9 protein-coding genes and 1 pseudogene are annotated in these 15,261 nt (G+C 68.6%); 5 read left to right on the forward strand and 5 right to left on the reverse strand.

Annotated elements, in window-relative coordinates; genetic code table 11:
* Positions 1-74: 74 nt before the first annotated feature.
* The 5 genes from DFQ13_RS17210 to DFQ13_RS17235 form a co-directional block, all read right to left on the reverse strand.
* Positions 75-2,609 carry a GmrSD restriction endonuclease domain-containing protein gene (locus tag DFQ13_RS17210; RefSeq protein WP_110080493.1) on the reverse strand — a complete coding sequence of 845 codons (2,535 nt, stop codon included), beginning with the start codon at positions 2,607-2,609 and terminating at the stop codon, positions 75-77.
* Between the two features lie 21 nt (positions 2,610-2,630).
* Entirely contained in the window at positions 2,631-4,883 is a 2,253-nt protein-coding gene (locus DFQ13_RS17215) for a DEAD/DEAH box helicase (RefSeq protein WP_110080494.1), read from the reverse strand.
* 23 nt (positions 4,884-4,906) lie between these two features.
* A complete protein-coding gene (locus DFQ13_RS33150) occupies positions 4,907-6,229 on the reverse strand; it encodes a restriction endonuclease subunit S (protein ID WP_146241258.1) in 1,323 nt (440 codons plus the stop codon).
* Positions 6,226-8,202, reverse strand: a complete 1,977-nt coding sequence (locus DFQ13_RS17230) for a type I restriction-modification system subunit M (RefSeq protein WP_110080495.1) — start codon at positions 8,200-8,202, stop codon at positions 6,226-6,228. Before DFQ13_RS17230 ends, DFQ13_RS33150 begins: the two co-directional genes overlap by 4 nt.
* 62 nt (positions 8,203-8,264) lie before the next feature.
* On the reverse strand, positions 8,265-10,169 hold the full coding sequence (locus tag DFQ13_RS17235) for an N-6 DNA methylase (RefSeq protein ID WP_110080496.1): 1,905 nt from the start codon (positions 10,167-10,169) through the stop codon (positions 8,265-8,267).
* A gap of 191 nt (positions 10,170-10,360) precedes the next feature.
* Here DFQ13_RS17235 and DFQ13_RS35070 point away from each other — a divergent pair, with 191 nt between their 5' ends.
* From DFQ13_RS35070 to DFQ13_RS33155, 5 genes and pseudogenes are all read left to right on the forward strand, one after another.
* Positions 10,361-10,585 carry a DUF2397 domain-containing protein gene (locus tag DFQ13_RS35070; protein WP_233427408.1) on the forward strand — a complete coding sequence of 75 codons (225 nt, stop codon included), beginning with the start codon at positions 10,361-10,363 and terminating at the stop codon, positions 10,583-10,585.
* Entirely contained in the window at positions 10,549-11,670 is a 1,122-nt protein-coding gene (locus DFQ13_RS17240; RefSeq protein WP_233438448.1) for a DUF2397 domain-containing protein, read from the forward strand. The genes DFQ13_RS35070 and DFQ13_RS17240 overlap by 37 nt, the downstream gene beginning before the upstream one ends.
* Positions 11,667-12,209: pseudogene (locus tag DFQ13_RS35980) on the forward strand (DUF2398 family protein); the annotation flags it as partial. The gene DFQ13_RS17240 and the pseudogene DFQ13_RS35980, both read left to right, overlap by 4 nt.
* Positions 12,166-12,828, forward strand: a complete 663-nt coding sequence (locus tag DFQ13_RS35630) for a DUF2398 family protein (protein WP_267897661.1) — start codon at positions 12,166-12,168, stop codon at positions 12,826-12,828. The pseudogene DFQ13_RS35980 and the gene DFQ13_RS35630, both read left to right, overlap by 44 nt.
* Positions 12,829-13,608: 780 nt before the next feature.
* A complete protein-coding gene (locus tag DFQ13_RS33155) occupies positions 13,609-15,237 on the forward strand; it encodes a hypothetical protein (RefSeq protein WP_146241259.1) in 1,629 nt (542 codons plus the stop codon).
* Positions 15,238-15,261 lie beyond the last annotated feature (24 nt).

Raw genomic sequence — 15,261 nt, forward strand, 5'->3', positions numbered from 1 at the left:
ACTCCTTCCGGTGGAGGGCATGACCCGACCTGCGCTCTCAGCGCCGACCCGGTGTGTTCGACCCGGTTCCACGGTCACGTGGCGTCTGCCTCCGTCGTGCCGTTGGCTGCCGCGACCTCGTGGAACCAGCCGAGCACCTCGACGAAGCCCGCACGCGCGGACACATCCAGGAGAACGCCCAGGTCGAACCCCGGTCGCAGATCGATCTTCGCCGCGGGCAGGTCGACACCCTGGATGGTGTTGAGCCGTTGGCGGAGTTCCTCGCGCCGAGCCGGGTCGTCGAACGGTTGCCGCCTGCCCAGGTGCTGGAACACCACTTCGCACTTGCCGCTCGGGTAGAAGACCACGGGCCAGATGTTGCCGTCGGGGTGCGACTTGTCCCGGGACATCAGGAAGCACGACGTCTCGTTCTTGAGGCCGAACTCGACGTGCCCACCCCGCTCGATCCAGACGTCGATCACCTCGATCACAGCCTCGGCGATGTCGTCCCCCTGCCGCTCCACGAGCTGACCGAGGAACCGGTCGGGCGGCATCGCGTCCTCGCCGGGCTCGGGCACCGGCCCCAGGTCCGGGACATCGGCACCGATGAGCACCGCGAGCTCCTCCACGGTCACCCGTCGCTCCTTGTCCGCGCGCCCGTGGCGGTCGAACACCACCCCCTCGGCCTCCAGCGTGTCCCGTGGGTCGTCCGTGCGCGACGCGTCGAGCCAGGCGAAGTTCGGCGAGACCCTGCCATCGGATTGCAGGACCCGGTGCGCGTTGGGAGCGGGCGTGGTCGCGAGCCGCTGCCCGATGGCCACGGGGTGGCTGCCGATCAGCACGGCGAGGTCGCCGTAGGTCGTCCACGCCCCCGCGGGCAGCTCAGCGAGCGCCTGGTTCATCACCTCCCACGCCGTTCCCGACAAGTCAGCACCGGCTGCCGCGGGGCCGGGCCACTCGGCGATCACCCGCTCCGCCAAGGCGTCGGCGCGTTCCTGGATCTGCGGCCGTCCCCACCGGTGTTGTGCGGCGATCTCCTGGTTCATGCGCACGCCGCTGCTGGCCAGCTTCGGGCGCTTCACCTCGAACGCGCTGTTGCCGAGGGTGGAGTTGTAGCCGGTGAGGGTCAGGTTCCCCAGGGTGTGGACCAGGCCCTCGTGCACCTGGCCCAGCTCCTCCCCGTCCTCGAGGTCCTCCGCCAGCACCCGCCGCCACTGCGGGGTCGGTGTCTGCGGCAGCACGTGTTCGATCGTCAGGGAGGACAGGTCCACCGGCTCCTTGCTGCCGTAGGTCTCCTCGAGCCACCGCAACACCAGCGCTCGCTGGTGCGGGCGCCCGTTGAGGTAGTAGGGCACCGACCGCACGGCCGCCTTGATCTCCCGGTCACTCGCGTAGTGCTTTCGACCTGTCGTCAGGTAGCCGCGAACAGCCTGGTCGACCGGAGCATCGGCGTCCATCTCGGTCACCATGGACAGCAACGTCCTGTTGATCCCCGCTGTGGCGCGGCCGATGAGCAGGCGGCGGACGAAGTAGCTCTCCAGGTGCAGCATCGCCGTCGAGATCTGCGCGGAGTCGGCTGTGCCCGAGGCCCGCCGATCCAGCAGGTGCAGCAGCACGGGGTAGACGGTCGTCGTCCCCCACGCGCCGAGGCGGGTCAAGCGGTGTCGTACCGCTGCATCCGGTTCACGGGACGGGTCGAGAATCGTCCGCAAGAGCTCGCCGAGGCCGCCGAACCTGGCGACCTCCCGCTCGATGTCCTCTTCTGAGCGCAGTTTGTCCAACCGCCGCTGCTGCCCGGTGTAGGTGTCGGCCTGCTTGATGCGCGGATCGCGCTGCACGAGGTCGAGCCAGAACAGCAGCTCCAACTGGTCGCGCTCCAGGCCCTTCTGGAGCGGGAGCCACAGCGACTCGTAGACGGCCGCGCCACGGGTGGGCAACCGCATGAAGAGGTAGTTGCGCAGCAGGTCGGCCTGGGTCAACCGCAGGCCGGTGTTGTTGAGCGACTCGAAGATCCGGTGCGGGTTGTCCCCCTGCTGCGCTGTGACGGAGACCAGGGCCAAGCCCGAGAACACGGTGTCCTCGATCCGCTCGATGTCGTGGGGGTCGTCAGGGTCGTCGGCGCCCGCCAGCCGTGCGGAGAAGAACCGGTAAGCGGCGCCGATGCGGTCCGTTCCACCAGCCTGCGGGGTGGAGTCGACGCAGGCCAGGTAGGCAGCGCGGTCAGCCTGCGTCGGCACCAGCTTCAACCGCTGGTTCCCCGGCTTCCACCGGTTGACCAGGTACTGCTCATTGATCCTCTGCCTGTGCTCCGGGTTCTCCCGTGCCGCTCGGTGGTCGCGGATCGCGCACAGGAGGATGGTGAGCGTGGTGAGCCGCTGCTGCCCATCGATCACCAGGTACTCGGACACGCCGGTCGGCCCGTTGGCCGGGCTGGGTGTCAGCACCACCGATCCGATGAAGTGCGTCAGCTCCCGGTCGTCGGCGCGGTCCTCGGCCAGTTGGGAGATGTCCTCCCACAGCTGCTTGAGCTGGCCCGTCCCCCAGGAGTAGGGCCGCTGGTACAGCGGGATCTGGTACTGCTTCGCCCCCTCCAACAGCTCTTGAAGGGATGTTTCGCGTGCCACGACCATGTGGTTCCCCCAGATTCCTGTTCAGGACTCGATGCCGAGGCGGTGCTGTTCGGCGCGGATGATGCGCTGCTGGAGCGGGATGGCCTCGTCGTCGAGGAAGCCCGGCCGGTGTTCGCCGGTGTCGATCGACCGGCGGTCGGCCTCCTTGGCGTCGCTCTTGCGGGCGAACTCGGCGAACAGGAGGCTCTTGCGCTCCTGGACCTCCCGCAGCCGCTCGTCGACGCTGCCCTTGGCGAGCAGCCGATGCACCTGCACCTTCCGGATCTGCCCCATCCGGTAGGCGCGGGCGATGGCCTGCTCCTCGGTGCTGGGCTTCCACTGCGGCTCGGCGATGATCACCACCGAGGCCGCCTGCACGTTCAGCCCGACCCCACCCGCCTCGATCTGGCTGAGCAGCACAGCATGGCCTTCGCGCCGGGAGAAGGTGTCGACGAGCTGCTGGCGGGCCACGGGCGGTACAGACCCGTTCAGCACGCCCACCACGGACGTGCCGAGCTTGCCGCGGACGACCTGGAGCACGTCCAGGAAGTTGGAGAACACGACGACCTTGAGCCCGTCCTCACGTGCTTCGTCCACGATTTCGGCGAGCCGTTCGAGCTTGGCGGAATCGTCGGACCGGAACGCGGCCTGCCGCATCTGCATGAGGTTCTTCGAGCGCACCGTCATCGTGTAGGCGGCGGTGTCGGCCTGGGAGAAGTGCACCCAGTCCTCGACCTCGATCTTGTCCGGCAGCTCGGTGAGCACGTCCTCCTGGTTGCGCCGCAGGTAGACCGGCGCGACCGCCCGGCGGAACCGCTTCGCCCCGGTCAGCGCGTCAGCGGCGTCCAGACCCTGCGCGACCCGTGGTTGCAGGTAGTGGACGAGGTTGCGGAACTCCTCGACCCGGTTCTCCATGGGTGTACCGGTCAGGAACATCGCCCGCTGGGCCACGGCCACGATCGCGGCAACGTGCTTGGCCCGCTGCGCCTCGGGGTTCTTGACGTAGTGCGCCTCGTCCACCACGAGCATCGCGATCCCGGCCTCGGTGATGCCGTTCAGGCGCCCGAGCGTGGTGAACGTCGTGACCGCGACACCACCGGTGCGCAACCAGTGGTGCGTGGCGATCGCACGGTCCGCCCCGTGCAGGCTGTGCCCCTTGAGAGTGGTGTGCTTGCTGATCTCGTTCAGCCAGTTGATCTGCACGCTGGCCGGACAGACCACGAGGAAGCGGGCCTGCCCCATCGCCGCCATGTGCGTCATCGTGGCCAGGGCCTGCACGGTCTTGCCCAGCCCCATCTCGTCACCGAGGATCGAGTGCTTCTGGTGGATCGCGTACTGCGCGCCGAACACCTGGTAACCGCGCAGGGTGGCCTTGAGCAGGCTCGTGTCCAGCGGGACGGCGGTGATCTCCTGGCGCAGCTCCTCCGGCAGGAACCCCTGCGCGGCCTCGCTGTCGTCACCGTCGCCCTGACCCCCGAGCGTGGAGAGCAGCGCGTTGAACCCGGCCGCGTCCTGGGAGTACTCCTGCCACAACTGCTCGGGCGAGTAGGAAGCGGGGTCAGCGGCCCGCTCCTGCTGCTCCACCGTGTGCAGCAGGGCGGTTGTCCGGGGAGCGGCCAAGAGGGCGTCGAGCTGGGCCAACGCGGCGAGTGCGGTCTGCTTCCGCTTGCCGAACCGGAAGAGCATCCCCGCACGGCTGGCGGTCGGCTCCGCCTCCCGCACCAAGCGCTCGGCCTGCCCGGTGAACTGCTCCAAGGGCTCTTGCAGGGCACCCCGGATGCTGTCGGCGTGCCGGGCAGCGGCGAGCGTGGCGAGGAGTTGGGTCTGACCGGGGTGCCGCTGGTCGAGGTCGAAGCGAACCCGCGCCTCCTGCCGGACCTCACGCGCGAGCCGGTTCGCTGCCGCCGAGACCTGCTGAGCCGACTGCGGGCCGACGCCCGGCACGGTCTGCAAGTTGTCGGGAGTCGCCCTGACCACATGCGCGATCGTGCGGAAGCCCGCGTCGGCAAGAGCACCCAGCCGGGCACCCTTGCCCGCGAGACCGCGCAGGTCGGCGATCGGACGGGTGGCCAGGACGGCGTGGGCCTGCTGGTCGGCCAGGATGTCGATCTGGTGCCGCGCGCTTTCCCGCAACGCGTCCGGCGCGGACAGCAATGCGGTGGCCCGCTCGGCGAACTGCCGGACCTTGTCCAGCAGGGTTTTGGCTGTGGCGCCGACCTTGCCTTTGGCGGTGTTGACGGCAGCGGCGTCGATGCCCGCAGGCGGGCTGTGCTGCGCTTGTTCCCCGGTGGTCACTCGGTCCCCCCTCCACGCATGACTCAGCGCACCCCCGAACGCGCCGTTGTCACATCGAGTTGGCCGGTGACAGCAGCAGTGATCAATGCTTGACGTCGTTCGGATAGCAGGTCGAGTTGGCTGTCCAAATAATTTATCAATCTATTTTCCTGACTCGCAGTTTCGTCCAACTTTACAATTATGCGATCCTGCACTTCGGATTCAGGAAAAGGAAACCGATGTCCGGCTAATTGTTCACCGGTGAGATGGGAGATGGTGGAGGAATTGCCTTCGGAGGTGAAGACATCCAATGCCGCCGCCGCTCGTAGACAATAATATAGCCATCGCGCTCGACTTTCGGAGCGCGGCCTGGCACGATGCAGTGCCTTTTGGTAGTATATTTCCTCAATCCTTCCATCCCAAATCGCTGCTCTGCCAGGCTGCCCTCCTTCGCAAATTAGCAGGTCGCCCTGGATAACTTGATATCTTTTGCCTTCAGATGGCGGAAAGTCCATCTCCAGCAAATCTTCAGTATCTATTCTGTCCCATTGGACATTGGTGTTCCTGAGGTAGGGTCGGAGGTTGCCTCCGGCTGCGCGCTCACTGTTCAGCATCTTGCCCAATTGCACTTCGAACTGTGACGCCACTGAACGAATGGGCCATGAGGCGGGTATACTACCTAGCCATTCGAGACCGCTGGGGTTCCGCTGACCAGGTTCGTTTTCTCCTTTTATCGCATAATATGCGCGGGATATGGCGCGTTGGCCAAGATGAAGCCTTTGCTTTCGCCTGGCTGAGATTATTGAGTCTATGTGCGAGGTCTCAGTATCGAGAAATTTGGAAATTCGTCGTTGCTCTTCGATGCCCGGATAAGCCCATGGAGAAGAGAAAAATGCGCTGGTGTCAAGATTTTGAATCCCAGTTGTCTGCTTGATTGAGCTCTGTGTGATTCCCTGGCTATAGGTTGTGACAAAGACATATAGAAGAAACTTGGCATCAATATTTTTCATAGGAGAAATGCGCATGCAGAAGTTTGTGCATACAGCCGGTTCTTCGAGATCGTACAACACGGCTGCCCCGACTGGTTGTTTTTCTCCTCCGCCGGACTTTTCTAGTACTACGTCCCCCTGTTTGAGGACATGCTTTTGCAGTGTGGATGAGTCAATTTTCCGCTTGGGCAAATTTTCGGCTTTTACCCGGTTTGTTTTGCGGTCGAAATCGGCAGCCCTTACACAAGCTATGTCAGATGAATCGCCGATCGGCTCCTCTCCCCATACTCCATTTGCAGATTGGCGTATTAATGATTTTATGCGACCGCGCGTCCAGTGGTTCGGTGCCTTATTTAGCCATGTCGACATCAAATTCATTTCGTCACCTCGCGCAGCAGGCGCTGGATCTGAGCCTCGAGGTCCGTCAGTTCAGCGTCAATCTCCTCAAGCGGCCTCGGTGGTACGTACTTGTAGAAGTGGCGCGTGAACGGGATCTCGTATCCCACCTTGGTCTTCGTGTGGTCCACCCAAGCCTCCGGCACGTGCGGCAGGACCTCACGGGCCATGTACTCGTCGATATCCTCATCAAGCGGCACGTTCTCGTTGTCCCGCAGGTCGGGGTCCGGCAACGGATCGCCCTTGCGATCGACCTGCAACTCACCTTCTGGATCGCTCAGCGAGACCGCGCCCCAGACCGCCTTGTCCACGCCGGCAGGCAGCTTGCCCAGTGGGGCCAGCGTCTCCCGCAAGACCTTCGCGAAGTCCACCTTGCGGAACGCGGCAGGCTCGGCAACCAGCCCGCGCAAGGACTCGATCAGCTTCTCCCGCCCCTCGTACTTCGCCAGGGTCTTGGCGATCTCGAGTTCAGCGAGAGCTTCCTCCGTCACCTCGAACCGGAGCTTCAACGGCCGTTCCACGGTGATCCGCCGGTACCCGAAGTCCCGTGGTGCGAAGACCTTCACCTTTTCGTGCATCGGGTGCTCGGGGTCCTCGGCTGCTGTCAGTGCTTCGCCGTAGAGCGTGGAGAGCTTGCCGATCTCCTCGTCCGGGATGTACTTGCGCTTGTCGCCCAGGGACTTGCGCATCTTCGACCAGTGCTCCCGGGCGTCGAGCAGGATCACCTTGCCCCGGTGTGCTTCGTCCTTGCGGTTGGTCAGAATCCAGAAGTAGGTGGATATGCCGGTGTTGTAGAAGAGTTGGTCCGGCAGTGCCACGATGGCTTCGAGCCAGTCGTTCTCCAAGATCCACTGGCGGATCTTCGACTCGCCCGACTCGGCGGCTCCGGTGAACAGGGGGGAGCCGTTGAAGACGATCGCGAGGCGGGAGCCGCCCTGCTCCGGCTTCTTCATGTGGTGGATCATGTGCTGGAGGAACAGCAGCGAGCCGTCGTTGATGCGCGGCAGGCCTGCGCCGAAGCGGCCTGCGAAGCCGAGCTTGGACTCGGTCTCGACGTCGTCCTTGACCTTCTTCCACTCCACGCCGAACGGTGGGTTGGCGAGCAGGTAGTCGAAGGACTTGCCGTAGTGCTTGTCGTGGCTGAACGAGTTGCCGTGCTTGATGTTCGACGAGTTCTCGCCTTTGATCATCATGTCGGACTTGCAGATGGCATAGGACTCGGCGTTGAGTTCCTGGCCGTGGGGCACGACCGTCGCGTCCGGGTTGCGCTTGAGGACGAACTCCTCGGCGGCGGTGAGCATTCCGCCCGTTCCGCACGCCGGGTCCAGCACGGTCCGCACAACACCCGGCGTCGTCAGGTCCTCGCCATCGGGGGCGAGCAGGAGTTCCACCATCAGGTTGATGACCTCGCGGGGCGTGAAGTGCTCGCCCGCGGTCTCGTTCGAGATTTCCGAGAACTTGCGGATCAGCTCCTCGAACGCGTAACCCATCTGGTGGTTGTCCACCACGTCCGGGCTGAGGTCGATCTCGGCGAACTTGGACGCCACCTGGTAGGTCAGCCCGGCTCCGTCGAGGCGGCCCAACTGGGCGGTGAAGTCGTAGGCCTCGAAGATCTCCCGGGCGTTCTCCGAGAAGGCACCGACGTAGGACTTCAGGTTGGTGGCGACGTTGTCCTGGTCGCGCACCGATGCCCGGAAGTCCAGCTTCGAGGTGTTGTAGAAGCTGAGTCCACCGGTGGCGCGCTTGAGCATGTCGAGGTTCTGCACGCCCTGCTGGGCCAGCTTGGCCTTGCGCTCCAGCACCGCGTCCTTGGTCGGCGCCAACACGCAGTCGAGGCGTCGCAGGACCGTGAACGGCAAGATCACCTTCCCGTACTCGGACTGCTTGTAGTCGCCGCGCAACAGGTCGGCCACCGACCAGATGAACGCCGCCAGCCTCGTGTGCGTACTGCTCACAAAATCTCCCTCAGGGGTCTGTCTCGACGATGACAATGTCGTGGGGGTAGCAAAAGACGTTTCTACTCGGGTGGCGCCACGGTCCCGCAGGCGAGTCCCTCGGTCAGTTGGGACACCAGGCCCACCCCCAGTGCTGCGGCGCGGCCCAGCGTCGAATCCAGCGCTTCGAGCCGCTCGAACGCGACACCCAGGCGCCGTTGACGGCCCAGGTCCAGCACCGGGACCTCGACGCGGCGCACATCGACCCGGTGCACGCCCGACGCGGTCGTGCTGCTCGCTGCCTGGCCGCTGCTCGCGCGGATCTGACCTGCCAGGAAGTGGACGTCCACCTGGTCCGGGTTCACCCGGATGAGTTGCAGGTTGGGGCCGAGGACCACATCGCCACCGTCCATCACCTTGGTCACCGGGCGCCCGTCGCCTGCGGCCAGCAGCGGCACCACCAGGTCGCCAGGCCGCAGGTGGATCGGGTCGTCGTCCTCGGTGCCGACGAAGTGCGTGTCGGGGACACTCCCGGTCGACACGTCACGCCCTGTCAACACCAGCGGGCCCGGGCCCGTCTCGCTGGTGGGCAACGGCCCGACCTGTCTGCGCAACGTGAGCGCGCCTGCGCGCGCGAGGTCGTCGATCGTCGTGCTCACCCGCGCACCGGGAGGGGGGGTGGTGAACTCCGGCAGGAGGTCGTCCAGCTCGCCGAGCAGGCGCGACAGGCGGAGCCTGGTGCGTTCGAGCGCCTCCGGGTCGAGAGCGGGTCGCGGCGGCGGCAGGTGCCGGGCGGGGGTGAGGTCGACGTCCTCGTCGAGCAGGTCGATCGGTTCGAGGGTCCGCCGCCTGCCCGCGACGGTGTCGACCGCCCCGGTCGCCCCGAACTCGTGCCAGGTGCCGAGCACCTCCTCGTCCAGTGCGGTCCAGTCCACCTGGCCACGTCGCGCGGGCTGGTGGTGCCCCGTGTTCACCAGGAGCACCGGCCCGGCGCCACCGGCACCCGGTTTGCGCAGCACCCACAGGTGGATCGGGACGCCGGTGGACATCAGCACCCCGGCGGGCAGCGCGATCACCGCGCGCACCGCGCCCCGGCGCAGCAGGGCCTGCCGGATCGCCCGGCCCGATCGGCGGGAAGCGACTCCGGCGGGCAGTGCCAGCACCACGGCGCCCCCCGGCTTGGCGTGGGCGAGGCAGTGCTGCACCCATGCCAGCTCGGGTTCGCCCTTCGCCGGGGAGCCGTACTCCCACCGGGGGTCCGTCCTCAGCTCGTCCTGCCCCCAGTCCCGGTAGCCGAAGGGCGGGTCGCAGACGACGGCGTCGGCGGGTGGGCCCGTGAAGGCGTCAGCGCGCAGAGCGTCGCCCACCGCGATGTCCGGGGTGCCGTGGGGTGCCAGTCGGGCCCGTGCCAGCCGTGCCATCACGGGGTCGATCTCCTGCCCGGCCAGGTGATCGGCACCGGCGTGCCCCGCCGCCCGCAGGATGTTCCCCGGTCCGCACGCCGGGTCGAGTACCGTGCCCGCGACCGGGGCGGCGAGCCGCACCATCAGTCGGGCCAGACCGGCCGGGGTGGCCAGGTGCTGGCGCTGTTGGCGCTGGAAGACCCGTTCGACGAGGGACTCGATGACCTCGTCCGCCCGCTGCCCGGCGTCCTCGCCGAGCAGGGCTCGGACATCGGCGGGCAGGTCGACCGAGCCGGGGACGCGCAGGTGGGTCGCCACGTCGGCGACCAGTTCCAGCGTGCCAGGTCTGCCGTGGCCCGCGTCCAGCGCGACCCACAGGGCGTCCGTGGTCGTGTCGTCGGTCAGCTTCCCCTGTTCGCGCAGCCACCGCCGCACCTCGGTCAGGGGGAACACGGGGGAGCCGCCCGCGTTGAGCACGGGCTCCGGGAAATCCGGGTGCCGCTTGCGCCAGTTGCCGACAGCCGCCCGGCCCACGTTCGCCAGGCGCGCGATCTCCGCCGCCGTCACCAGAGCACCTGCGGACATGACACCTCCAAGGCAACGGTTACAACCCGGTCAATGGTTAGTGTTGACTGTGTACATCGTTGAGGACATCGGGTTTTGTGTCAACAGGCAGATCAATGAAGGCGATGGCACAGGCTCGTGCCCGTACCTCCGTACCCTGAGTCAGTGACCGATCACGACGAGATGCCGGAGGCGGAGGCACCCGCTGACCCGTGGTCCGCCCTGCAGCCGGTCAGGAGCTCGTCCCGGCCTACCTGACCTCACGATTCGCGGCCCAGTACCGGGTGATCGTCGACGTCCTGCTGGCCGAACAGGACACGAGCCTGACCGGGCTGTCCTGCGCCGACGCGACAGGTACCAGCTCACCCCGAGAGCCGCCGGTCTGCACGTCTTCTGGGCGTTGGTGGACGACGCCGAAGATGCCGCGGGCGACCTGACCTTGGCCCCGCGGGCCATCCACGAACGGCTGGTCGCGTTCGCCGAGTCGCTCCGCCAAGCCGTCCACACCACCGCCGCGACGGAGTTCCAGCAGGTCGGGGCCATGCACCAGGCAATGGCCACAACGGTTCGGGGGTGGCAGCGCACCCTGGCGCACGCCCTGTCGGGCGGGCCGGACCCGGCCAAGCAGGACCTGCTGTGGCAGACGCTGCGCTCCTACACCGGCATGTGGGGTGAGCAGGTCGACATCCACACACCGCGGATCGCGGAGCTGGTGCTCGAGCTCGACCCGCTGCTGACCCCGAGCGTGTGGCGGGCCTGCGTCCGCGCCGCGGTGGACACCGACACCGACGACGAGGTCGTGGCCGCGCAGGCGCGTCGATGGGGGCACACCTGGCAGGCCCTCGCGTTCTGGTTCGTCGGCCCCGACTGCCAAGCGCGCAAGCTGCGGCGGCAGTTGCGCGACCTGGTCGCCCCGTGGGCGCGCAACATGAACCTGCTGATCGACACCGGCGGTGCGGTCACCCGCCGCGCGGAGCTCCTGGCCTTGGCCGTCGCGGTCGAGCGCGCTCCCGATGGCGAGGCCGCGTGGCGGATCTGGGACACCGCGGTCGGCGCGTTCTCCGCTCGCCACCTGCTGCTGGTCTCGGACTCCGCCGACGACGGCGACCTGAGCTGGACCAGCGCGCCGCCCGCGCCGGTGACCGCCCGCTTCCGCGAACAGGGCGCGCGCGCCGCGGTCGGCAGGCGGACCAAGATCCCGGACTACTCGACGGGCAAGGACGCCGCCCGACGGGCCAGGCCCACCGCCCAAGCCGCTCGCGGCGGGGCCGAGGCGGCGTTGCGCCTGCGCTCCGGAACGCACCTGGCCGACTGGGGTGAGATCACCGACGCGGAACTCGACCTGCTGCTGGAGTTCGTCGGTGTGGTGCGCCGAACGCGGTCGGAGAGCGCGGTGACCGGGGACGGTCGGTGGCGCATCACGTTGCGTCGGCCACCGCGGGCCGACGACACCACCAGCCTGCGCGCGGGCAGCGGCAGCATGGCGACCGTGAACTGGCACTTCAGCATGGACCCCGCGTGAACCGCGAGGCCGCTGAGCGGCAACGGGCGTTCACCGCCCTGCTCCGCTCCCCGGTGCTGGACCGCCACACCCATCCCGACGTGTGGCCGCTGGTGCGGACCCACCGGGCGCGGCTGGGCGAGTGGTTCGACCAGCGGCTCGGCTACCGGCTGGTGGTGACCGACGCCGCGGCCCGGTTGTTCCGGTTGCCCGTCAACGGCGCCGTTGTCGCGCCGCGACGGTTCCGACCGCCGACGCGCCGGGTGCTCGTGCTGGCCCTCATCGCCGCGGCGGTGGCCGAGGACGCCGAGGACATCACCACCACCCAGGACCTCTCCGACCGGGTGCGGGTGCTCTCCACGCGCGAAGACGTGGAGCTCGCGCCCTACGATCCCGATCGGCTGCCCCAGCGCAGGCTGTTCGTCAAGGCCGTGCACCTGCTCGTGTCCATCGGGGCGCTGCGGCCGACCGGCCGTGACGACGAGGAACAGCGGGAGGGATGGGTGAGCCGCCGCGATGCCGTCGGCGGTGCCTACGAGGTGCGCCGCGAACTGCTGCTGCGCCTGGTGGACCCCGCCTCGTTGCGCGCTGCCCTCGCCGGGGGGGCACGACGCCGGATCGCCGCACGAGGCGGCGGCGCGGATCGGCCTGATGCGCAAGCTGTTCGAGCTGCCCGTGGTCCTGTCCGAGGACCTCACCGCCGCCGGGCGGCTGTACCTGACCGGCCAGCGCCACCGCGTGCTCACCTGGTGCGTGGAGATGACCGGGTGGCAGGTCGAGCAACGCCTGGAGGGAATGGCACTCATCGCCGCCGACGAGGCGGACACGGACCTGCCGTTCCCGAGGCTGCGCGCTGCCGACTTCGCGGCGTTGATGGTGCTCGACCACCTGGTGCGCACGCACGGCGCTGGTGCGGTCGTCACCGCCGACGACCTCGGTTCGGCGGCGGACGAGGTTCGAGAGCGGCACACCAGGGCCATGACCGATGACCTGCGGGTGGGCGACGCCGTGGAGTCCGAGGCGCGCGATCTGCTGGGCGCGCTGGACCTGTTGCGCCCGAACGGGAAACCGGGCGAATGGCGGTTGACCGCCGCGGCGGCGCGCTACCGTGACCCGCGGGTGGTGGCTGTCAACGCGAGGCTGGACGAGGGGGAGAAGGGTGACCCGATCGGAACCTGACCGCGAGCGCTGGCTGGCGGCGGCGATGACCGGTGGCCTCCCGGAGCCGAGTCTGCGCCGCTGGCAGCCGATGCGCGTCGGCATCACCAACCTGTGGGAGTACGACCGGGCGGAGTTCTGGTTCGCGGGCGGCCGCCTGGTGCTGCGCGGCAGCAACGGGGCGGGCAAGACCAAGGTGCTCGAGCTGACGACCCTGGTGCTGCTGCGCGGGGAGATCGGCGCGTCCGTGCTCGACCCGTTCGGCTCCCAGCACCGCACGATGCGCTTCAACCTGCTGCCCACGGGCGAGGACGACGACCCGCGCCCGCCATCGGACACGGGTCTGGGCTACGCCTGGGCCGAGTTCGGCAGGCTCGACGACGACGGCACGGCCCGGTTCTTCGTCTGCGGTCTCGGCGTCAGCGCCCGTCGCGGCAGCGGCACGTCCGCGGTGACCACCTGGCACCTGATCACCCACCTACGACCGGGGCGCGATTTCACCCTGTCCATTGCGGACCGGCCGCTGGACCAGAAAGAGCTCAAGAAGGTCCCCGGTGTCACGGTGCCCGACGGCGCCGCGCGCTACCGCTCCAGGGTGGCCGCCGAGCTGTTCGGGCTGGGCTCCGACGCCTACGACAACCTCACCGAGCTGCTCAAGCAGCTACGCAAGCCCAAGCTGGGGAGCGGCTCAACCCCGCCAGCCTGGCCGAGACCCTGCGCGCGGCCCTGCCGCCGCTCGCGAGCGCGGAGATCACCCAGCTCGCCGAAGGGTGGGACAACCTGGAGAAGCTGCGCACCGCCGTGGAGCAGACGCGCGGCGCGGCCGTGCTGCTGGCGGAGTTCGTCCGCACCGGGTGGACCCCTTGGGCGCGCACCGTCGTGCGCCACCGCGCCGACGCGCTGGCAGCGGCCACCACCGAGCTGGATCGCACCACCAAGGACCGCAGGGCCGCGGAGACCGCATTGACCACCGCCCGCGGCGAAGCCGAGGAACTGGGCGACCGCGTCGGCCTGGCGCGAACGCGGCGCGGTGATCTCGGTACGGAACTGCGCGAGCTGCTGGACAGCCGGGCTTTCCAGGACGCTGTGAGCGCGACCAGCCGCGTCGAGGGGCTGCGTGAGCAACTGCAGGCGCTGGCCGGGCAACTCCGGCGGGTCGAAGAACGCCGCGAGGGGTCGGTCACGGAGGTGGCCGCTGCCGCCGAGGCCGAAGATGGGGCCGCCACCGCCACTGACGAAGCCGAATCAGCGGCGGTCCGGGCAGTCGAGCGCGTCCGATCAGCCGGGCGCCCCGCCGGACTGCACCGGTCGGCTGATCGGCACCTGCCCGCTCGTGACGTACCCGCGCTGCGCGCCGACCTCTCGGTCCGGCGGGAGCGCTTCACCCGGTTGACGGAGCTGCGCGGAGTGCTCGACCGCGCCGAGTCGAGCGCCGTGCGGTCGGCCGATCAGCTCACCGACCGGGAGGCGGACCTGGGCGAGGTCGTGGAACAGCGGGAGCTGGCGCGCGAAGGCGTCGAACACGCGGTGGACGCTCTGCGCAGGCAGCTCCGGGAGTGGAACGCGGGCCTCCTGGTGGCCAAGGCCGACGAGCGGACCGTCGAGGACTGGTGCGATCTGGTGGCGGAGCTGACCGCGGCGGACCCATCGGGTTCCCCGGCGAGACAGCGCGGCACCTCGCCCGCCGCGGCGGTCGCCAGGCATGTCCAGGGAGTCCGCGACGTGCTGGGGACCCGGCGTGCCGGCCTGGTCCAGAGGCGCGCCACGCTGGTGACCCGGCACGAGCGGGCGACGGTCGAGCTGGCGGGTGTGCTCGACCACGCGGAGCGCCCACCGGACCCACCTGAGTCGTGGCGCCGCCGCGACCGGCCGGAGCCGGAAAGTGCGCGAGGTGCGCCGTTCTGGCGCTGCGTGCGGCCCGTCGACGGGTTGTCCGCCGATGAGGTGGACCTGCTGGAGGCGACGCTGGCCGCCGCTGGAGTGCTCGACGCCTGGCTCAGCATCGACGGCGAGTTGACCACCGCCTCGGGTGGCGAGCAAGCGGACACAGTCGTGCGCACCGGGGGAGCCCGCGTCGACGCGAACCTGACCGCGGTGCTGGAACCCACCGCTGTGGGTGGGGTCACCGAGACCGCCATCCACGCGGTGATCACCTCGATCGGGTGGCACGACGCCCGCCCCGGCGCTGCCTCGGGCGGAACCTGGCTGGCAGCGGATGGCACCTGGCAGTGCGCTGCCCTGTCGGGTCGTGCCGAGGTCGCCCGACCGGCGTCCTTCCTCGGCGCCACAGCTCGCGAGGCCGCCAGGCAGCGGGAGATCGTTCGGCTGCGGGCCTGTCTGCCCACGACACGGCTCTGCGGAACTACCGCGAGGCCGTTGACGACCTGGCACGGTGCGCGGAAGTGCTCAGTCTGCACGCCGCGGCTCTGACACGGGCGCGTGCCGACCTCGTGT

The sequence above is a fragment of the Actinokineospora spheciospongiae genome (assembly GCF_003182415.1).
Lineage (GTDB): Bacteria > Actinomycetota > Actinomycetes > Mycobacteriales > Pseudonocardiaceae > Actinokineospora > Actinokineospora spheciospongiae.

What these genes read in the sequence shown, in the direction of transcription:
- DFQ13_RS17210 (WP_110080493.1), bottom strand. Translation starts at nt 2,609, where the DNA reads ATGGTCGTGGCACGCGAAACATCCCTTCAAGAGCTGTTGGAGGGGGCG.
- DFQ13_RS33150 (WP_146241258.1), bottom strand. Translation starts at nt 6,229, where the DNA reads ATGAATTTGATGTCGACATGGCTAAATAAGGCACCGAACCACTGGACG.
- DFQ13_RS35630 (WP_267897661.1), top strand. Translation starts at nt 12,166, where the DNA reads ATGCCGTCGGCGGTGCCTACGAGGTGCGCCGCGAACTGCTGCTGCGCC.
- DFQ13_RS17235 (WP_110080496.1), bottom strand. Translation starts at nt 10,169, where the DNA reads ATGTCCGCAGGTGCTCTGGTGACGGCGGCGGAGATCGCGCGCCTGGCG.